The organism is Hugenholtzia roseola DSM 9546 (genome assembly GCF_000422585.1).
Lineage (GTDB): Bacteria > Bacteroidota > Bacteroidia > Cytophagales > Bernardetiaceae > Hugenholtzia > Hugenholtzia roseola.
In genome coordinates this window covers 17,173-37,916 of record NZ_AUGI01000025.1, presented here as the reverse complement: position 1 = coordinate 37,916, position 20,744 = coordinate 17,173, and the positions used below count along the sequence as shown (strand labels likewise).

Genomic DNA, 20,744 nt, shown 5'->3' with positions numbered 1-20,744 from the left:
TTAGTAGTGTGAAAGGGTAGAAAAGATGCTTTTCTAAGGAATAGCAACAAATGTGCCTACTTTTGCCCACTCTTGTTTTGTTATCTTTTGGGCAATGGGTGGCTTTCTGTTACAAATACTTTCACAATCTCTGCCCTGATTTTTGTCTTGATTTTTATTGAGAAGGGGAAAACGCTATTGTCTTTCCTCGATGAGATGCAGGTTAGGATACGCAAAAGCGAGGGCGTGCGTTTGTTAGTGAGCGGCATTTTGAGGGCTATCTGCTGCAAAGGTTTTTTGGTAAAATTGAAAACAAACGCTTAGATGATTTGAAAAGCCAATTTGGGGTTGGGTAGAAAGGGCATAGTCGAAGCGAAAACGCCCCTGCTGGTAGCCGATACCGAAGTAATTGGCAAAAGGACGCGAACTTGCGCCCAAACGCAGCCAAATGCGCTCTGCCCAAACTGCATATTCCAAGCCTGCACGCAGGCGAACAGGATAGAGAACATCTTTTTCGGCTTCCAAATTGACCATCAGGCGGCTATTAGGACGATAAGAAAGCCCTGCTTTTAGAATAGTCGGAAAACGCTCATCTTCAAAAGTCGCCATCTTTGCCAAATTGAGATTATAGCCATGCAGCCCTACTAAAATCGTTTCGGTCAGACGGGCTACGCCGCCAAATTCTATCGCAACGACGCGCCTTGTGCCTACCCCTTCGGCTTGCACCTGCAAATAATTGGCTTGTATGCCCAAACTAACGCCTTCTACTTTGTGGCTATAACCAACGGCGAGGCGATGCTCATTGTAGAGATTGTCGCCAAAACGCCAGACCCCGATGCCTGCCGTACCCAACTGTTTGCCCTGATGCGCGATAGGTAGGCTTGCTCCTGCAAAAAGGGTATGCCACCCTGCTACGGCGAAGTAGTTTTCATACCCTACAAAACCCTGATAATGACTCACTTCCGCCAAAGCTCCAATGTTTTGGAAAATCGCGTAGGGATTGCCTACCGTAACGGCAGCTCCCCCCAAACCGTAGGCAGCAGCCCCCACAGTTGTCCTGCCTGCACTTTGCGCCAAAAGCGGCACCGCAAGGCAGGGCAGCCAGATTCCCAACAGAACCAAGAACATTTTTTGCAAAATAGGAGGCAAAGTAGAAAAAAGCATAACGTAGTTCGAGGTTAGGTACTGCAAAGTTTCAGTTTCGCGTTGTAGTAGGGATAAAGGCACTGTCTTGTCCGAAGTGAGAGGGAAATAAAAAAAGATTTTCAGACCCCAAAATAGGGTTTAGCCAAATTTTATTTCGTTTCTAATTCGATAAGATAAGGCTTTTTTTAGAGCTTAATAACATTGGCACATAGAGGAGGCTTTTCCAAAATCTAATTTGGGCAAAAAAAATTAGAATATCAAAAAAAAACGCCTTCGGTGGGTGAATTTTGTGTAATATTTGCAGGGTAAGTTGGTTAAAAATCGGGGGAAGGTAGGGCTGCCAAAACAATACGGCGGCGGCGATTCAAAAAAACAAAAAAATAAGCCTTTTCTGGGCTTCAATCGTACTTTTCTGAAAAGAAAAAACTATCTTTACGCTGATTTCGCCAAACTAAATTATGAAAAAACTTTTTCCTCGTTCAAGCACTGCCTTTTGGATAGGTGCGCTCTTGTTTATTTTTCAGATGGCAGGGCTTTTTGCAGCCTCGCCTGATAGTCTTTTAAAGGTTTTGGAAACGGCAAAAAATAAGGAGCGCGTAGAAGTTATTTTACAACTTTTGAAGGCGCGTAACAAACTGACTGCCAAACAAGAACTACAACTTGCCGAAGAAGTCATTGCCCTTTCGGAGGCGCAAAAGGACAAAGACCTCACCTTGCGCACGCTCACCGAAGTTGGCGTTTTTCATAGAAACAGAGGGCGCACAGGTACAGCCTTGGGGCTATTTTTGGAGGCTTTGCAGCAGGCAGAAAAAGCGGGCAATCTCACACGGCAGGGCGATTTGCTGCATAAAATTGGCGTTACCTACCTACTCGTGCGCGACTACGCACAGGGCTTGAATTATGCCAAAAAAGAACAACCCATTTGGCAGTCTTTGAAAAATACAAAAGATTTGGGGTCTTCCTACAATTTAGAGGGAATTGCCCTGATTTATCTCAAACGTCCGCAAGAGGCATTTGCACCCCTACAAAAAGCCTTAGACATTGCCACACAAACAGACGATTTAGACCTGCTCTATAAGTCCTACACCAATATCGGCGATGCCTTTCTCAAATTAAATCAGCTCGATACTGCCTTAGTCTTGATTCGAAAAAGCTACGATATAGGCGAAAAGCTAAACGACATGTACGCCATCAATACCAACCTACTCAAAATTGGGGAGGTCTATGCCGCACGTGGCAATTTAGACGAAGCTATCGGCACGCTCAAACAGGGTATTAGTTTGGCAGAGGCACTTCGCTCGCCTGCCCTGATGCGAAACGGTTATGAGGCGTTGGTAGGCGCGTATGCAGCGCGTCAGGATTGGGAAAATGCCTACAAGTTTCAGGCTTTGGCAAAATTGATGAATGATAGCCTTTCTAATATGACCAAAGCCCAAGAGATTGCGAATTTGCATCATTTTTATGATAGAAAAAGGCAACAGCAAGAACTTTCCTTAGTGCAGGAGCAGGTAAAAAATGACAAGCTCTATAATTATTTCCTTTCAGCCATTATCTTCTTTTTGGTGATTTTGAGTGCCTTTTTTTGGTCTAATTTCAAGCAAAAGCAGAAAGCCAATGTGTCTTTAAAGAAACAAAACGAGGAGATAAAACTTATCTACGACCAGATGTCGACACAGGCAGGTATCATAGAAGAAACCAATATCAAGATTACCGAAAGCATCAATTACGCCAAGCGGATTCAAGATGCTATCCAAATCAATACGACCGATATTTTGGAGCGTTTCCCCCAACATTTTATACTCAATAAGCCACGCGATATTGTTTCGGGCGACTGTTATTGGTTTGGGCAGGACAAGCAGACCTACTATGTAGCCGTCGTCGACTGCACAGGGCATGGCATTGCAGGGGCTTTCATGACCATTCTTTGTGTTTCGCTTCTAAACGACCTTTTCAATCAATTTAAAAATAAAAAACAAACCTTCACGCCTGCCGACCTACTTTCCGAACTTCATCTTAGGCTCATCGAGCAATTACACCAAAAGCAGACCAACATTGCAGACGGCATGGACATGGCACTTTGCGCCATCGATACCCAAGACCAAACCTTCACCTATGCAGGGGCTAAGATGCCGCTTCTTTACATAGAAAGCAAACAGGCGCAGTGGAAATACATCAAGGCAGACATCTATCCTATCGGCGGTATCCATAAAAACGACCGCAGGGAGTACCACAACCACCGTTTTTCCTATGCTAAGGGCGATAAGTTTTATTTGGCTTCCGACGGCTACCAAGACCAATTTGGAGGCAAGAATGATAGAAAGTTTATGAAAAAGCGTTTTCACGAACTTTTATACGAATTTCACACTTTCCCCTTCGAAGTGCAGCTCGATAAATTAGAGGAAACTTATTTGAAATGGAAAGGCAAAAATTCCCAAACAGACGACATTATCGTTTTGGGTATGCAGGTTTAGAAGCAAAAGATTTTTCGAGATACAATTTTGCAAGCTAAATTTTGCAAAATGTATTTTCAAGATAAAAAAGATAAAACCCTAAGACGTTGCAAGAGCGTCTTAGGGTTTTTTTAGGGTTTCATTTTTTCAGACGCTAAAAATTAGCCAATCTTAACGGTTAAGTCGGCTGTGCGATTCGAGTACCCTGCTTCGTTGTCGTACCAACCCACAATCTTAACCATTGTACCGTTGGCATAGGTAAGTCCTGAATCAAAGATACAAGAGTGTGGATTTCCGACGATGTCGATAGACACCAAAGGCTCATCACTGTATTCCAAAATGCCCTTCATGGCACTTTGTGCGGCTTCTTGCATAGCAGCATTGATTTCTGCCACAGTTGCTGCCTTGTTCAAGACAACAGTCAGGTCAGTCATCGAGCCATCGGGAATAGGAACGCGCATAGCACAACCATCTAATTTACCCTTCAATTCGGGCAAGACCAAACCGACAGCCTTCGCTGCCCCTGTGGTAGTAGGCACGATAGAATAGGCGGCTGCCCTTGCACGGCGCAAGTCCTTGTGTGGTGCGTCATGGAGGCGTTGGTCGGAAGTGTAGGCATGGACAGTGGTGATATAACCTTGTACTACGCCAAATTTATCGTTCAAGACCTTTACCATTGGCGCAAGGCAGTTGGTAGTACAAGAGGCATTGGATACGATTTTTTCGCTTCCGTCTAAAATATGGTCATTGACTCCCAGCACGACAGTTTTGATGTCGTCCCCTGTGGCAGGAGCAGAGATAATGACCTTTTTAGCACCTGCTTCTATGTGCTTGCCTGCGTCTTGGCTATTGGTGAAAAGTCCTGTGGATTCGATGACGACATCGATTTGGTGTGCGCCCCAAGGGAGAGCGGCAGGGTTCTTTTCGGCAAAGATTTTAATTTCCTTCCCATTGACGACGAGCGACTGTTCAGTAGCGGATACCGTTCCTGCAAATTTGCCATGTACGGAGTCGTATTTGAGGAGATGCGCTAAGGTTTTGGTATTGGTAAGGTCGTTGATAGCCACTACCTCTACGTTTTCTTTGGCTAAAAGTGCCTTAAAAGTAAGCCTGCCAATTCTACCGAAACCGTTGATAGCTACACGTATTTTTTTATCTGCCATAGTTGTAGTAAAGGGTTATGGGATATGAGAAGGGAAGCAGAGGGGAGCCGCCCTCGCTTTCATAAAGACGCTGCAAAAGTACGCATAATTTTCTAATTTTGCAGTAGTGCGCTTTGATAAAATAAAGAAGCCTGCTCTTTGTAGTTTGCCCAAGTGGAAAGCCGCCTTTTGCTTTTTTTACCTTCCTAACTTGTTCCTACCTTCCTGCCCATGCCTCACTATATTTTCTTCGACGCGCCTATTTTGCGCAAAGCCTTCCTACCGCTCACCTATACCCGTTCTTTGGCAAGCCTGACGGTCGGGATTCTGCCGATTCGCAAAAAATGGCAACTGCGTCTGCCCAATAGCTCTTTTTCTTGCCTTACCGAAAATTATTTGCGCTCGCATTATCCGCTCGAATTTGCACAAGACCAACTCTACCTTTTGGGAAATTTATTGCCTACCTTCGAGCTGCTCGAAGCCATCAAGACGTTGCGAATAGGGCAGAAATTGATGTGCGGCGAAAATTTATTAGCCTTTCGAAGTGCAGCACAAATTAGCAATTTGGAAGAAATATACCCTGCGGCACAAAATCTAAGCCCTATATACATAGAAAACTATGATGCCCTCGATGCTTGGCAGGATATTTTTCTTAAAAATAGAGCGCAAATTTATCAAGATTTTGACCTACTGACCCAAAACAGAAAGAGTCAGCCCATAGAAGACCCCCATACGATTTTATATGGCAACCCCGCCGACCTTTTCATAGAAGAAGGAGCAGACATCAAGACTGCCGTCTTGAATCTGGAAAAGGGACGCATCTACATTGGCAAAGGCGCAACAATAGAAGAAGGCTGCCTCATTCGCGGGGCATTGGCTTTGGGTGAAGGTGCAGTTTTGAATACAGGTGCAAAATTAAGAGGCGATAATAGTATCGGCAGATTTTGCAAAATTGGCGGCGAGGTAAGCAATAGCGTCATTTTTGACTACACTAATAAAGCCCATGACGGCTTTCTGGGTAATTCTGTGATAGGAAGCTGGTGCAATTTGGGTGCAAATACCAATAATTCAAACCTCAAAAACAATTACAGCAAGGTCAGTGTCTGGAGCTATTTATATGAAATGTTAGTCCCTACTGAACTGCAATTTTGTGGCTTGCTCATGGGCGATTATTCCAAAAGCGGCATCAATACTATGTTCAACACAGGCACAACCGTAGGCGTGGGGGCGAATGTCTTTGGCAGTGGCTTTCCGCCCAAATTTATTCCCTCCTTTTCTTGGGGCGGGGGCGAAGGCTTCGATACAGCCCTATTAAGCGAAACTTTCAAAGCCGCCGAGCGCATGCAGGCGCGTAGGGGCGTAGCCTTTACCCAAGCGGATAGCGATATGTTGCGTGCCATCTTTCAAGAGAGTCAGCAATATAGGGCGTGGGAAAAGTAAAAACTTAGCACACATAGTTAAATAATTAAAGTGCTAAAAGCCGTTCTACCTCTTGCAGAAGCATCTTCGTAGAAAAAGGTTTGGTAATGTAGCTATCCGCACCCAACGCCAAGCCTTTTTCTACATCTTGTTTTTGGCTTTTGGCAGTCAGAAAGATAATCTTGATGGCTTTAAAACGCTCCTGCTCTTTTAGGTATTGGCAGAGTTCGTACCCGTCCATGTGTGGCATCATGACATCGAGAATGACGGCATCGGGTATGTGTTTCTGGATAATTTCTTGTGCCTCTGCGCCGTCGCGAGCAATATAGACCTGATAGCCATTCTTTTTCATCAAAAAGTCGAGGGAAAGCAAAATGTTAGGCTCATCGTCGGCTATCAATACTTTTTTAGGGGAATTTTCTTTCATGGTTTTGTCTTTATGATTTTTTATGATTTTGTTTTTATGATTTTGCAGGATTTTAACTAAAATTTGAAAGAGAGTCTTCTTTTTTTCCGCAGCGAAAAAAGGCATTTCCGAACAAACCTTTCAACCCTTCCTTCAACCCTTCATAAATAGGCTAAGGTCTATTTTTCAAACGATTCAAAAACTTGAAAGTGCGTTTAAACGGTATTCAAAGGTCTGAAAAAAGGCTCGACGATTTTGAATCCGACGAAAAAGAAATGCGCTGCCTTTTCGCCTTTGTATAAAAAATATCCTCGCCTGCTTAAACGGATTTTCCGATTTTGGGTTTGAAAGCCTGCCTATGACTTTTGTTTGGGCAAAATTACGACAAATTTCGCGCCCTTTCCTACTTCACTTTCTACCCAAATCTTGCCCTCATGGGCTTCCACAATCTTGCGGACAATACTAAGCCCTAAGCCTGTGCCTTGCGGTTTTTTGCCATTGATGCGCAGTTGGTAGAATTTTTCAAAGATAACTTCTTGATTTTCAATGCTAATACCTCTGCCATTGTCGCGTACTGTCAGATAGACCTGTGTTTCGTCTTCAAAGGCTTCGATGGCGATGATGCCTCTTTCGGGGTGCGTATATTTGAGCGCGTTTGAAAAAAGATTGAGAAAGGCTTGTTTGAAAAGTTCTTCGTCTATCCAGACTTGTAGCCCTTTTTGTATCTGTACTTTGAGCAGAATCTTGCGTTGTTCTATTTGGGGGCGGAATACCGCCAAAACCTCGTCTAAGACCGTTTCTAAGAAAAAATTTTGTCGCTCTATCTTTACTTTGCCTGCCTCAAAACTTTCTATGTCCAAGATTTCGTTGATAAGTTTTGAAAGCCTTTCACATTCTACTACAATATTTTTCATAAATTCCTGCCGTTGTTCTTCGGGCAAATCGGGATTTTCATACACAATTTCGGCTAAGGAACGAATGGCAGTTAGGGGCGTGCGTAGTTCGTGCGTTACGGTGGAAATAAAATCGTCTTTGGTGCGATTGTGTTCGTTGAGCTTCTGATTGGCTTGGGCTAATTGTTTAGATGTTTCGCGTAGTTGGTAGGTTTTTTTGCGCAACTCGCGATTGGTAGAAAGTAGAAGTTGGGATTCTTTTAAAATGCTCATGACCTCTCGCATATCTATCGCCTCTTTTTCTTGTATGACCGAAGAAACGACCAAACGCGCCGAGGCTGCGCCAATGAGTCCTGTCAGCGTTTTTTCTGTAAAAGTAATAAAGGCGGTATCGGCAAAGGGGCTGGGGGCAGATAGGTTGGTAGCCTCTTGTAGGGCTGCGGGGTTGTCTTTTTTGAAATAATCGGCTAAGATTTTTTCGGTACGATACTCCCCCAAAAAGTTTTTGAGCAAGACCTTCAAATCATTGACGTATGCCTTGCCTTTCCAAACGACAGCATTTTCATAACTACGCGAATATTTGAAAATATCGACAAAAATCTCCGCCTGATTGCGTTCTGTGGCACTTTGTTGGGAAAGAAGCGATACCAAGACATAGAGCAAGAAATTGAAAAACAAAGACCAAAAGACCCCATGCGAAATTTCATCTAAGCCGTTCAAGCCAAAAAGGGCAGTCGGGCATAGCCAAGAGATACCAAAAAGTCCATTTTCGAGCCATTCTACTGCCAAAAGGTTGCTTTTAGCAAAAGAGGGAAGCACAAGGGTATAAGCCCATAGGAAAAAGCCTGCCGAAAGCCCTGCAATCGCACCTTTGGCGTTGGCGTTTTTCCAAAAAATGCCGACCAAAACCACCGTTACAAGTTGGGCAACGGCAGCAAAGGAGATTTGTCCGATAGCTACTAAGGAGGCATAGCCGCTCACAAAGTGGTAGTAGAGATACGCCATCAGCAGCACGCCTACAATCATAACCCTGCGAAACCATTTGACCCTACGAAAGGCATCTTCACTATTGCGCCAAGCCTCATGTGCCAAATTGGGCGTGAGAAAGGTATTGCCCATCATAGTCCCTAAGGCTGCCGTTTCTACGATAATCATGCTCGTCGCCGCTGCAAAACCGCCCAAATAGGCGATAATCGCAATGCTATTCGCGCCTGCCTGCAAAGGCAGTAGCAGCACAAAAGTATCTGTATCCCATTTCCAAGTGGCAAAAAGTGGAATTTGGCTCGATAGCCACGTCTTGCCTGCCAAGGCAATAGGCATCACAAAGAGATTGATAGCGATAAGATAAAGCGGAAAAAGCCAAGCTGCCCTTTTGAGGTGCGATTCGTTTTCATTTTCTACCACACTGACCTGAAATTGGCGCGGCAGAAGCAGAAAGGCGAGCATTGCCGAAAGGGTATGCCAAAAAAAGGAGTGGCTACTTTTCTTTTCCATCGTCAGAAGGGCGCGATTTTCACTATCCTGCCAAATAAAATTGAAACAGGTGCTTAGGTCTTCAAAGAGAAAAAAACAAACAAAAATCCCCACTATTAAAAAAGCCAGCAATTTTATCAATGATTCGAAGGCGATAGCGAAGACCATGCCTCTATTTTTGTTGCTATTCTGAATGTTGTGGGTCGTGAAAATAATCGTAAAAATAGAAAGCCCTACGGTTACGTAAAAACCGATGTCCTGCCAAAAGTGCGGCACTGCCGTCGTGTGAAAAGAGCTATAAACGAGGTGCTGATTGAAAACGGCAATGCTCTGCGAAATGGCTTTGATTTGGATAGAAATATAAGGCACAACCCCAAAAACACAGAGCAGCGTAACCATTCTACCCAAAATAATGCTACGCCCGTATCGCGCCGACACAAAGTCGGCAATCGTTGTAATTTGTTTGACTTTGCAGATGCGAATGATTTTTTTCAAGACCAGACCCCAAAAGGGTATCGTTAGAATGGGTCCTAAGTAGGTAGATAGGTAGCCCCAACCCTGTTCGGAAGCCTGCCCTACGCTCCCAAAAAAAGTCCAAGCCGTACAATAGACCGCCAAAGAAAGCGCGTAAGTATAGGCGTTATTGGTGAGCAATAAGCCTTTTTTACTTTTCCTTTCGGCAAAATACGCAACGGCAAAGAGCAGCCCTAAATAGCCAAAAGAAAGCAAGAAAAGTAACCAATTCGGTGTCAAGGGAGTGGGTGCAAAAGGGTGTGGTAGGATTTTGCACTCAAAATAAGACAAAAAAATGACTTTGCAAAGGCGTGCGCCTACAAAAAGTAGCAATTATTGCCTACCAAGCCTATTTTGCAAAGGTGAAATGGACTTAGTAGGCTTTGTTTTTAGAAAGTAGCAGCGGCAAAGACTTCGGCAATTTCATCTAAAATGGCGAAAACCGATTCGGCATCAGGGGCATTGACTAAGCGAGCGCGGTATTCTTTAATACCCTGCAACCCTTTGAAGTAGGCAGCATAGTGGCGTTTCATCTCATTGATGGCGACCTTTTCGTGCGCTTTCCATTCCAAAGAGTGCTGCAAATGCGTCTTGCATACGGCTACGCGCTCTTCCAAATTGGGGGCAGGGAGTTTTTCGCCTGTTTGAAGGTAGTGTTTGATTTCCCTAAAAATCCAAGGGTAGCCAATAGCGGCTCTGCCTATCATAATGCCATCGACTCCGTATTTCTGACGGTATTCGGCGGCTTTTTCGGGTGAATCTATGTCGCCGTTGCCAAAAATGGGGATATGAATATCGGGGTGATGTTTCACCTCTGCGATATAGTCCCAATTTGCCGAGCCTGTGTACATCTGTTGGCGGGTGCGCCCATGAATGGTAAGGGCTTGAATACCAGCACCTTGCAGCCTTTTGGCTACTTCTATAATTTTGATGGTATCGTAATCCCAGCCCAAACGGGTCTTGACCGTTACGGGCAAGTGCGTGCGCTTGACAATTTCGGCTGTAAGCTGTTCCATCTTCGGGATATCGAGCAGGATACCTGCCCCTGCACCTTTGCAGGTTACTTTCTTGACAGGGCAGCCATAATTGATGTCCAATACTTCGGGATTTTCGCGTGCCACAATGTCGGTGGCTTTGAGCATCGAGTCCAATTCTGCGCCAAAGATTTGAATCCCTATGGGACGCTCATAGTCAAAAATGTCGAGTTTTTCTAAGCTCTTTTCTGCATCACGTATTAGCCCTTCTACCGAAATAAATTCGGTATACATCATATCTGCTCCTGCCTGCTTGCAAACGGCGCGAAAGGGCGGGTCGCTTACATCTTCCATAGGGGCAAGCAAAAGCGGAAAGTCGCCTAATTCTATGTTACCTATCTTGACCATATCTTTGACACAAATGGGATACAAGTTTTGAGTATTTGGCTTTTAGAAAGAAAACCCTCTGCCAACCGTTTGGCGATTGTCTTGTGCTTATCGCCTTTCTAAATCCGCCACAAAGGTAGTGATTTTCAAACTTATTCCGAAAACAGATGCCTTAGAACTGTTTTTTTTAAGACAGAAAAAGGCGTGTATGCAATCCCAAGTGCTTTGTTCTGTACGCTAATTTGGTAAATCAGTTTTATGTGTTTTGCCAAAGTGGAATAGGCAGAAAGAAGCGAGTAATCGGGGTCGTAGATGTGGGCAGGTTCGGAACTAACGCCATTTATCTCCATAATTTTGATGCCTTCGCCTCTCTGAAAAGCCTCCCAACTATGAATCTTGATGTCGAAGCGTCCATAATAAAATCCGTTCATGTCCTTTGTAAGGCTATCGAAGGCGGCAATCATTTCTGGCGTTTTGCGTGCCGTTGCATCTAAAAATTGCGTGCCTCTGCAATGGTTTCCTATGGGTTCTATCAATATTTTTTCCCCAAAAGGTACAATTTGATGCCATTGTGCAGCCCATTTTTTTGCCAAACGCTCGCCCTGAAAACGCCCACGTGGAGTGCTTTCCACTAAATCCTTCAAACTGCTTTTGCCATTTCCTACCACACTAAGAAATCGTTTTTCGGTGATAGAACTAATATCCGACTGTGCTGGATTGTGTGGCATTTTGAAGTATAAAACGCCCAATTCTATGGGTTCGGATAGGAACTCTTGAATCAGAAACTCCTGAACCAAGAACGGCGATTTTTTCTCGTTATGAGCCTGATTTTGAGAAAGATAGTGCCTTAATTCTTCTTCTGTCTCTAATTTTTCTACCCCTGCGCCACGCTCGCCTATGTTGGGTTTGATGATGCAGGGAAAATCAATTCCTTTTTGTTTTAAATCGGAAATAATACTTTCCAAACTTGCCCTATCTCTAACCAAAATAGTTTTGGGAAGATACCTTTGAGGCACTTGTGCCAAAATCTCGTCTTTTTTTTCGCCCACCAAACCGCTCAAAGGCAGGGCAGGATTGAGAGCCGTAAAATAAGAGAGGCTACGCGCTTTCCACGCCCAATACAAACCATAGGGCAGCAAGGGCAGGTATAGAAACCAATAAGACCAATACTCAAAATGGGTCAGGCGAATCCACCACAAGGGTTTTTCCATCTTTTTAGCAATTAGATTTGGAAGCGTTGCTTTCTGCTTCGTTCTTTTGAGTGGCATAGGCAACGCCAAAATCACCAGCAAATTCTATGTAGGGAAAATAGCATTGCGCACTCAAACGCAAAATTGCCAAATGATGAACGGTGTGTTCCAAAAGGTAAAGCAATTCCCGCTCTGTGCTGCTAACGAGGCGCATTTTGCCTTGTGGCGCGTCGCTTTCCAATATCAATTCTACTAAGGGAATTTGCTGTTTTTGTAGTTGTTTTTGCAAAAATAAAACTTGCGCTTGGGCTTCTTCTAAAATGGTTTCAAGTCGCAAATCGCGTTTTCTCTTGTCGTAGGAAAGTAGTGCGTTGGGCTTGCTGATACTTTCCAAAAAGCAAATATAAAATTCAAGACAGTGGCGCACTTGCCTACCAATGGGCTGCGCTTGAAGCAAAGGCAGAGGGCGGCTGTAATCTTGCGGCGAAATTTGGGTTAAAAAAGTTTGAAGTTGCGCTAAAATAGATACGTTTTGTTGAATCATATAACGAAAAATTGGTTTAAAAAATTATTATTTGTTTCTCACCCTTGCCGAAAGCCTTACTTCTACCTTATCGCTTAAAATCCAGCTCGATTCGCCTACGCCAAAGTCGAGCCTATCGAGGGTAAATTCTGCTGAAAGTAGGTAGCTCCCATCTTTTTGAGGTTGATACGAAAGTGGAATTTTGAGGCTCTTGCGCGTATTTTTGAGGGTCAGAAAGGCGGTGAGCCAAAAGGTGTTGGGGTCTTGGGTCGCTTCTATCTTCTGACTTTCAAGGGTGAGGAAGGGGTATTTTTCTACATCAAAGTAGTCGGCATTGCGTAGGTGTTTGTCCCTTGTTTGGTTGTCGGTATTGATACTTTTGGCAAGAAATCGCGCATAGATTTTGCTATTTTGCAGGTTTTGCGCCTCAAAGGTGATGCTAATTTCTTGGGCGGTTTCAAATTTGCCCTTTACTTTGATGCCTGCATTGCGAATTGTGAATTGCGCACTACTTTCCATAAGGGTATTTTTTTGAGGGTTTTGACTTTGAGCCAGAAAAGAGAAAAGCAGTCCTATGCCCAGAAAAAGAAAGATACGACTATTGCCACGTTTGAGAAGTGTCATCTTTTAAAAAGTTAGCGTTGGGTTTTATTTTTTGAAAGGCGTAAAAATAAATCCGATAAAGGCAGCTCTGTGTTTGTAGCGGAAGCGATTATTTTGCTCTGCTACGTTTTCTTGCGTCTTGTACTCGGTAAAAAGATAGGCAAAACCTGCCCTAATTGCCCAATTTCGTTGCCATTGGTACGCCAATCCAAATTCGGAATGTAGCGTGCCGAGGTCGTTGTCGCCTACTAAAAGCAAATTGAAAGGGGCAGGGCTTGCATCAAGAGAAGGGCTAAAAAGTGGATTGTTGTACGCACCTTTTTGTTTTTTTCCCCAACCGAATCCGACTACATCAATCGTAAAGTTTAGAGAAAGGCGCGGCAGGGGGCGATATTCTGTCCAGAGTGCCAAGTTAAGGCTCTGTATTTGAGGGTTTTCAAGCAGTAGGGTGTCTATTTTTTCGGCTGCAATCAGGGCGGCAGGTGCAGTAGTGTAGGCTTTGTTCCTGCCCCTAAACACATTGAGGCGCAAGCCATAGCCTACAAAAAAACGCTGTTTTTTGCCAACTGGGTGCAGTTGGAAAAACGCGCCATGTAGGGATTGCGCCTCGTTGCCAAAGGAAGCCGATAGCAGGGCTTTGTGCTGCAAAGAAGCCAAAGGCGACTTTTCAGGACTTAGTAAGTCTTGCCCCTTCAAGAGGGGCGATAGCAAAAATCCTAAAAGGTTTGCTAAAAGAAAAAGGCTTATTTTTTGTATGAAAGTCATATAAATTTTTTTAAAATTACAAATTTTCTAAAATTGCCATCAATAAAGTTGCATTTAAACGCTGTTTAAAGTTGGGACTGATGTATTCCATCAAAATCGTACCTTCTGTATCAAGAATGAAGACGGCAGGGACAGGTAGAAAGCCTTTGTTTTTTCCGCCTGAATGTTCTTCAAGCATCATGCTGTATTTTTGAGGGGCTTCAAAGGCTAAACCCAACTGTTGTATAAGTTTTCCATCACTATCTGAAAGGAGTAGATAGTTTTCTAAGGCATTTTTTTCTTCTGTGTTTTGCAAATGGGCAGGGTCATCAGGACTTATTGCTACAATTTGATAGCCCTTTTCCGTAATTGCGCCACTGATTGCAGCCAATTCGCTAAAATGTGCATTGCAGAAAGGACACCAACCGCCGCGATACACGAGTAAAATGGTTTTCTTTTTTTTGAAAAGTGCCTGCAAATCTGTAACTTCACCTTCACTGCTCAAAAGGTGGGCATCTGGGATTTTTTCTCCAATCAATAAAGGCGAAATGGCATCTGCCGATTGTGCAATCTGCGCTTTCAGGGTAAGACTGATGCAGGAAAACAAGGTAGCAATAAAAAAGCTACTAAATAAAGGGAAAAATGATGTTTTTTTCATTTTGTTTTTTAGAAGTAAAATTTGTGATTTTGGATAGCCTTGCTCTTTTTACCTTTTTCAAACGCAAAAGCATAAGCAGGCATTTCCCCAAGCGATTTCCCTTAGATACCCAAAAAAGAATTATATCACCCAACGGACACGATTTTTTTTGGTCTGAAATATTTTTCGTTTCAAATTCTCTCCTTGCACTACATCTCCCTTTGCACTACCTTAATTTTTCGCGAATCTTTCGGATTTAATATTTCCCTGCGATTTTCCCTACGATTCATACTTTTTAAAGCCTTTTGTCGTTGTTTATGCAAAGACCTATCCGACTCAAAAGATTCAACACTCCAAATAAGATTTGCTATGCCCTCAAAATTCTACAATCGCTCATTTTTTTATTTGGCATTCCTGCTTATTTTCGGAATAAGCTACGCACTTCCTACGGCTGTGCAGGCACAGGTGCAAATCAAAATCAAGAAAAACCGCTTCAAACAAAAGCCCTTTAAGTGTGCAGATGTGGGGCGCAGCAAAATCAAGGAGCAACGATTTAGCAAGCGTCAGCAGAAGCTATGGGCTGAAAGTTTTGCCAAACGCGCCGAAAAAGAAAAACAAGCGTTGCTCGCCGCGCCTATCGAAGTGGTAGAACCTACCGAAGTAGTAACGGCTTCTACTGCCAAAACTACCCCAACTTTTACCGCTTCTGCCCCCACAAAAAGCCTTGTCGCACCCAAAACCGCCGCGACCCTTGCACCTAAAAAAGAGCCAACTTCGCCTTCGGGCAGTGTGTGGTACACTTCTGAAAAACCTGTTGCGCCTACTCTTTCGCCCCTGCCTTTTATCGGAGATGAAGACGAACTTTCTGCCGCCGATATCGAAATCTTGAAGATGGCTGCCAAATACACAAGGTATGGCTACACCGTAGAAATCAATGAATACCTTTCTAAACAAGAAATCGAGGAGGGCAAAAATGAACCCTACAAACGAAGCAACCGTTTGAAATCGTATCTAATTGCGCATCTGGGAGCGGTAAGCGAGGATATTTACATCAACTCTAAGGTTAGGGAAAGTGGCGACATTTTGCGCCGTATAGAGGTGCGCATTGTAGCCCTTTGAAAAATATAGAATAAAATGCTTGCCAAAGGCGTGTTTTTCCTATCGAAATAAAAGGCAGCAAGACAAAATATAAATCAAAAAAAGCGAACTTTCTTAGCTAAGAAAGTTCGCTTTTTGTTTCGAAGTATCTAAAAAAGAGCCGTATTTTTATTGTAGGGCTTGGGTAAGGTCGGCTATCAAATCTTCGGCATCTTCACAACCTACACTTAGGCGAATGAGGGAATCTTTGATGCCTGTGGCTTTGCGCACTTCGGCAGGTATGCTGGCGTGTGTCATGGCGGCAGGATAGCAGCAGAGCGACTCTACGCCGCCCAAAGATTCGGCTAAGGCAAAGACTTTGACCTTTTCCAAGACGCGATAGGCAGCGGCTTGGGTATCGTCTTTGAGGGTAAAGGAAATCATGCTACCGAACTTGCGCATCTGTTTTTTGGCGATGTCGTGTCCCTTGTGTTGGGGTAGGGCGGGAAAATAAACGTCTTGAATTTTGGGGTGATTGACCAAAAAATCAGCCACTTGAAGGGCATTTTCACAACTGGCGTTCATGCGTAGGTGCAGGGTCTTGATGCCGCGCAAGACAAGGAAGCAGTCGAAGGGGGCAGGCACTGCGCCGCAAGATTTTTGCAAGAAATAGAGTCTTTCGGCGAGTTTGTCGTCGTTGAGCATCAGTGCGCCCATGACCACGTCGGAGTGTCCGCCCAAGTATTTGGTAACGGAGTGAGTAACGATGTCTGCGCCCAATTCGAGGGGATTTTGGAGGTAGGGCGTGGCAAAGGTATTATCTACTACCGAAATAAGGTTGTGCTTTTTGGCAATCGCCACCATTGCCTCGATGTCTATGACGCGCAGTAGTGGGTTTGAGGGGGTTTCTACCCAAATCATTTTGGTATTTTCATTAACCAATTTCTCGACGTTTTGTGCCTCTTGCATATCGGTAAAATGAAACTTAATCCCAAAATCTTCATACACACGTACAAAAAGGCGATAAGAGCCACCATAGATGTCGTCGCCACAGATGACCTCGCTACCGGGTTTTAGTAGTTTAATAACGGTATCAATGGCAGCCATGCCCGACCCAAAAGCAAAGGCGTATTTGGCATTTTCCAAAGCGGCTAAGGCTTTTTCTAAGGTCTGGCGGGTAGGATTCAGAGAGCGTGCATACTCAAAGCCTTTATGTTGCCCTGGGGAGGCTTGCACAAAGGTTGAGGTTTGAAAAATGGGAGTCATGATAGCCCCTGTGGAAGGGTCTGGCTCTACGCCTGCATGAATGGCTTTGGTTGCAAATTTCATAACGTTGGGGGGAAAGTAAGAAACTGCAAAGTTGCGCTTTTTTTTTGAGAAGTGGAAAAGGTAGGGAAATTGGAATTTGTGCTGGTTTTTATTTTTTCCAAAGTTTCATTTGATAAGTTCTTTTAGCATATCATTGCCTATTTAAAAATGTTTTCCTAACTTTGCCTTGTGTCATGCAGTAATGAATTTTTTGAACAAAAATCCACAATGTTTCAACCGATAAAGAAATCTTCTTTTTATGAGTTAATTAGAGAGTTTCGTCAAATACAAGCCGATTTTTTAGAAATTTTTGGCGTAAATGACATCTTTTCCAACTCAAAAATTTACGAAATTATCATCGCCAACGAACTCGACCACGACTTGATTGCAGGACATTCAGGCTCAAAAGATGCCAAAGACGAAAATGGTGGCGAATATGAATACAAGCACTACAAAGAAACGAGTAGTAATCATTCTTGGACATTTAACGATTATACAGATAGCACTATCGCAAGTTTAGGACTTGTCGAAGGGGTGGTTTTTGCTCATATAGACGATACCATTTTCCCTGCTGTGTTGGATTGGTATATTTTGGTGAACGGAAAAGTTTGCTCCTTATATCTCAAACAAAGAACCGAAGACCTGCTTAAACGACAACCGAAAGGAAAACCCAATGCAAGACGAATGATAAATATTTCCGCCAAACAGTTAGAAAATGACCTGAATTTGCAGAAAACTCAAATTTTAGTGCCAAAAACTAATGGAAAATATGCTGTTTGGTTGCAAAAATTATACAAACTAAACGCTGAGTTAGAAAAATGCACGAATGTTACTAACTTACTGACAAGTAATAAAATATGGGAAGTTTTGGTAGCAGTTGAACTTAACCACAATGTTAATTCTGAACAAGGTGGTAGAGCAGGTTCGCATGATGCTTTTGATGAGTTTGGAAATGTTTATGAATACAAAGTTTCTAAAACTTACTCTTGGCAGTTTCAGGATATTTCGGAAAACGTGTTAGAAAAGTACAAAGATGATAAGGAAATTATTTTGGCAGTAGTAGATAAGACAAAAGTGGAAGTCTTAACGATTTTTTCGGCAGAGCCTGATAAAGTAGTCCAAAGATTGAAAGAAAAACTTGCAGAAAAAAGTCAAAATTATGCAGAAAAAAACAAAGAAATTAGACGTTTGCAAGTTTCTCTTACCAAAGGAGATTTATTGGTTATTGAGGCACATCGAATATTCCCAAAGCCTTAGTTTTTACTACTTTATTTAAAATTTCAGTTTTATTAAAAATAACAGATTCAATATTTTCAAGTCTTCTTTGCGCAATCTGCAAATAATCATAATTTTGTTCGATACCTACAAAATTGCGTTTGTGTTGCAAAGCAGAAACTGCGGTAGTTCCTGAACCTAAAAAACAATCCAACACTACATCGCCTTCATTTGTCAAGGCAAGCATCAAATTATTTAAAACTTCTAAGGGTTTTTGTGATGGGTGCTTGCCAAATTCTCTTTCTGATTGTTTGGTTAGAGGCACATCAAACAAATTTCGCATTTGTACACCACCATTTAGTTCTTTCATTATTTTGTAATTGAAAGTCCAGTTTTTTGCATTTTTTTTACTTTCATTTACGCACCAAATAATTTGTTCTGTACTTTCGCAAAACATTCTTTGCGTTACATTTGGAAAAGCATTGCGTTTATACCAAATAATCGAATTGATAGTCTTCAAATCTAATTTTTCTATCAAATAACCAATTTTATAAATATTATGATAACTACCAAAAATAGCAATGTTTCCATTTGGCTTTACAATCCTTTTGATTTCAGATAGCCATTCTATTGTAAAACTTTCGTAATCATCGTCAGAAAACTTATCCCAATTTTCATCTATTTTCTTGAAAGCCTTTTGTTTTTTCCAAAAATCATTAGATTTCAACCACCCAATTTGTTTTTTGTGGTCGTAACCCGAAATGTTGTAAGGAGGGTCTGTAATCAAGCAATCTATTGAATTTGAGGGAATTGCCTTTAATATTTCTAAACAATCGCCTAAAAATAATTGATTTTTTATCTCAACATTTTTGAGTGCATAGGTTCTGTTTTCTTCGTTGTAAATACAAAATTTTTCAAAGATTTGGGTAAAATCTTTTGCTTTTTTGAACAAGGATAAGGCTTTTTGGTCATACAACGATTTGATTAAACCACTGCTCAAAATTTCGTTTAAAGTGGCTTCTTTATGCACAAAAAGATAAGATTTCGTAAAATAGCTGATAAGATTTTCAGCGTCTAAAATTTCTAATCCTATTATTTTTTCATTTTCGCTACTTTCTTGCTTCTCAATTTTTTGTAATTTTAAAATACTTTCACCTGTAAGAGTAGTTTTAGAAGTTGTATTTTGCTTGTAAGTAAATTTAGCGGTGTCCAAATATTCCTGCCCTAAAAATGAAAAACCAATTTTATCCAAAATGTCCAAAAAAGCAAACATTTTTTCAGGTCGGCTGTCTTTGAAGTAGACAAGTAGCTGGGCTTGTGGTTTCATTTTATTGAAAATAATTTGAAAACTTTTTTGTAAATTTTCAAGATACATTTTTTCATCACTTTGGTAAATTTCACGTTGCGAAACAATAATTTCGTCTTCAAAATTTGCTTTATACCCACAAAAAAATTCCCAAATTTTAGCATATTCTGAATACGCCACTTGGTCGAAATAAGGCGGGTCTGTTAGAACAAAATCAATAGAGTTGTCGGGAATTTCATCTGTGATACCTTGTAGAGGTTTGTTTATAAGCAAACATGTACCACCAAAAGCATATTTTAGCTTTTCAAAACTTTCCACTTCTTGGATTTGTCCCTGCCCAATTTGTTTTCTTAAAGATTGTACTTTATTGAGCATTGTTATGAAAATGTTTCTATCTACCAAATCTGTTTTAGGCAACCAAAAAGGAAATTGCGATTGAGATTTAGTGTCAGTGAGTTTGCAGAGTTGTAAAATAGAAGAAAGAATAAATTTTAAATTTTCATTATTTTTAATTTTTTCTTTAAGTTCAGATAAAATAAAAAAATTAATAGGACTAAAAATATCAGATAGAAACATGTTATCTTTAATTGCAATACGACTGTTTTTAGTTAATAAAGGATTTTTAAAGTTTTTTATTTGTTCTTTTAAAGAATTATAGTTTTTTAAATAAATGTCTATAGTTTCAGGATAATTTTCAGAAGTAAAGCGGTTGCCTTGTGCATCTTGCAAGTGAATAATTTTGATTTTTGGATTTTCTTTATTATCAAAAATAAGTTTTACGAACTCTAAAGTTTTTCCATCATTACAATTATAATGATAAATTTTATTGAACTGTATTTGTAATTCTTTTATTTCATTTTCTAACTGTTCAATAAACTGTGTATCAATATTTTGAAGGTTAAATTTTGCAATTTTGTAAGGCATTTCATTAATGTCTATACCTACAAATTTAAACTTAGTATTTCTAATACCATACAAAGACGAACCACCACCTAAAAAACCATCAAGAATAATTGCATTATCTTTACAATATTCTTTATATATTTGGTTTGCGATAGCTCCACTTTTTTGAGACCAATAAAATTGAACCCCATTGATAATTTCAGGACTACTTTCTTGATTTTTGGTAGATAGATTGACAAAATTTTCCCAAACTTCGTTTTGGATAATTCGCCTCGCCCCACCGATTTTTACCGAAGGGATAAGTCCTTGTGAAATGTATCTTTTTATAGATATTTCAGCTACATTTAACAATTTAGCAGCTTCTTTTATTGTTAGAAGCGTCGGCTGTGTGGAGTGTTCGCTCATTTTAGTATCAATTAGTATCATTACGACACAAACATAATGCTTTTTTTACAA

The 20,744-nt window shown here is 41.6% G+C and carries 16 protein-coding genes; 4 read left to right on the top strand and 12 right to left on the bottom strand.

Translation table 11 applies throughout. The annotated features are described in order from the left end of the window. Window positions 1–234 precede the first annotated feature (234 nt). Window positions 235–1,206 carry a hypothetical protein gene (locus G500_RS0100165; protein WP_161626045.1) on the bottom strand — a complete coding sequence of 324 codons (972 nt, stop codon included), beginning with the start codon at window positions 1,204–1,206 and terminating at the stop codon, window positions 235–237. Between the two features lie 377 nt (window positions 1,207–1,583). On the opposite strand from G500_RS0100165, the gene G500_RS0100160 reads away from it, so the two are divergent. Continuing rightward, complete coding sequence (locus G500_RS0100160) at window positions 1,584–3,596, top strand: SpoIIE family protein phosphatase (protein ID WP_027001127.1); 2,013 nt, start codon at window positions 1,584–1,586, stop codon at window positions 3,594–3,596. Between the two features lie 140 nt (window positions 3,597–3,736). Here the strand turns inward: G500_RS0100160 and gap are convergent, their stop codons facing one another. Then, window positions 3,737–4,738 (bottom strand): type I glyceraldehyde-3-phosphate dehydrogenase, encoded by a 1,002-nt coding sequence (gene gap / locus G500_RS0100155; RefSeq protein WP_027001126.1) that lies wholly within the window; start codon window positions 4,736–4,738, stop codon window positions 3,737–3,739. A gap of 210 nt (window positions 4,739–4,948) precedes the next feature. On the opposite strand from gap, the gene G500_RS0100150 reads away from it, so the two are divergent. Further along, window positions 4,949–6,157: a putative sugar nucleotidyl transferase gene (locus tag G500_RS0100150; protein ID WP_027001125.1), complete on the top strand. Its 1,209-nt coding sequence runs from the start codon at window positions 4,949–4,951 to the stop codon at window positions 6,155–6,157. 25 nt (window positions 6,158–6,182) lie between these two features. Here G500_RS0100150 and G500_RS0100145 read toward each other — a convergent pair whose 3' ends face one another. The 8 genes from G500_RS0100145 to G500_RS0100105 form a co-directional block, all read right to left on the bottom strand. Continuing rightward, entirely contained in the window at window positions 6,183–6,563 is a 381-nt protein-coding gene (locus G500_RS0100145; protein ID WP_027001124.1) for a response regulator transcription factor, read from the bottom strand. Between the two features lie 335 nt (window positions 6,564–6,898). Continuing rightward, window positions 6,899–9,661, bottom strand: coding sequence for an ATP-binding protein (locus tag G500_RS0100135; RefSeq protein ID WP_027001123.1), 2,763 nt, complete (start codon window positions 9,659–9,661; stop codon window positions 6,899–6,901). Between the two features lie 149 nt (window positions 9,662–9,810). Continuing rightward, window positions 9,811–10,803, bottom strand: coding sequence for a tRNA dihydrouridine synthase DusB (gene dusB, locus G500_RS0100130; RefSeq protein WP_027001122.1), 993 nt, complete (start codon window positions 10,801–10,803; stop codon window positions 9,811–9,813). A 131-nt stretch (window positions 10,804–10,934) separates the two neighbouring features. Then, on the bottom strand, window positions 10,935–11,993 hold the full coding sequence (locus G500_RS0100125; protein ID WP_027001121.1) for an ATP-grasp domain-containing protein: 1,059 nt from the start codon (window positions 11,991–11,993) through the stop codon (window positions 10,935–10,937). Window positions 11,994–11,997: 4 nt separating this feature from the next. Next, the gene (locus G500_RS0100120; protein WP_027001120.1) at window positions 11,998–12,516 is read right to left on the bottom strand and encodes a hypothetical protein; all 519 of its coding nucleotides are present in this window, start codon (window positions 12,514–12,516) and stop codon (window positions 11,998–12,000) included. 27 nt (window positions 12,517–12,543) lie between these two features. Then, window positions 12,544–13,119, bottom strand: coding sequence for a YceI family protein (locus tag G500_RS21750; RefSeq protein WP_051203171.1), 576 nt, complete (start codon window positions 13,117–13,119; stop codon window positions 12,544–12,546). A gap of 24 nt (window positions 13,120–13,143) precedes the next feature. Then, a complete protein-coding gene (locus tag G500_RS0100110) occupies window positions 13,144–13,863 on the bottom strand; it encodes a hypothetical protein (protein WP_027001119.1) in 720 nt (239 codons plus the stop codon). Window positions 13,864–13,879: 16 nt separating this feature from the next. After that, on the bottom strand, window positions 13,880–14,500 hold the full coding sequence (locus G500_RS0100105) for a peroxiredoxin-like family protein (RefSeq protein WP_051203170.1): 621 nt from the start codon (window positions 14,498–14,500) through the stop codon (window positions 13,880–13,882). Between the two features lie 348 nt (window positions 14,501–14,848). Between G500_RS0100105 and G500_RS0100095 the strand changes: the two genes are divergently transcribed. Beyond that, window positions 14,849–15,598: a hypothetical protein gene (locus G500_RS0100095; protein WP_027001117.1), complete on the top strand. Its 750-nt coding sequence runs from the start codon at window positions 14,849–14,851 to the stop codon at window positions 15,596–15,598. Between the two features lie 147 nt (window positions 15,599–15,745). On the opposite strand, the gene G500_RS0100090 is transcribed toward G500_RS0100095, so the two are convergent. Beyond that, window positions 15,746–16,885: a cystathionine gamma-synthase gene (locus G500_RS0100090; RefSeq protein ID WP_027001116.1), complete on the bottom strand. Its 1,140-nt coding sequence runs from the start codon at window positions 16,883–16,885 to the stop codon at window positions 15,746–15,748. A 207-nt stretch (window positions 16,886–17,092) separates the two neighbouring features. On the opposite strand from G500_RS0100090, the gene G500_RS0100085 reads away from it, so the two are divergent. Beyond that, entirely contained in the window at window positions 17,093–18,121 is a 1,029-nt protein-coding gene (locus G500_RS0100085) for a hypothetical protein (protein WP_027001115.1), read from the top strand. Here the strand turns inward: G500_RS0100085 and G500_RS24625 are convergent. Beyond that, complete coding sequence (locus tag G500_RS24625; RefSeq protein ID WP_051203169.1) at window positions 18,087–20,693, bottom strand: DNA methyltransferase; 2,607 nt, start codon at window positions 20,691–20,693, stop codon at window positions 18,087–18,089. The genes G500_RS0100085 and G500_RS24625 overlap by 35 nt on opposite strands. Window positions 20,694–20,744 lie beyond the last annotated feature (51 nt).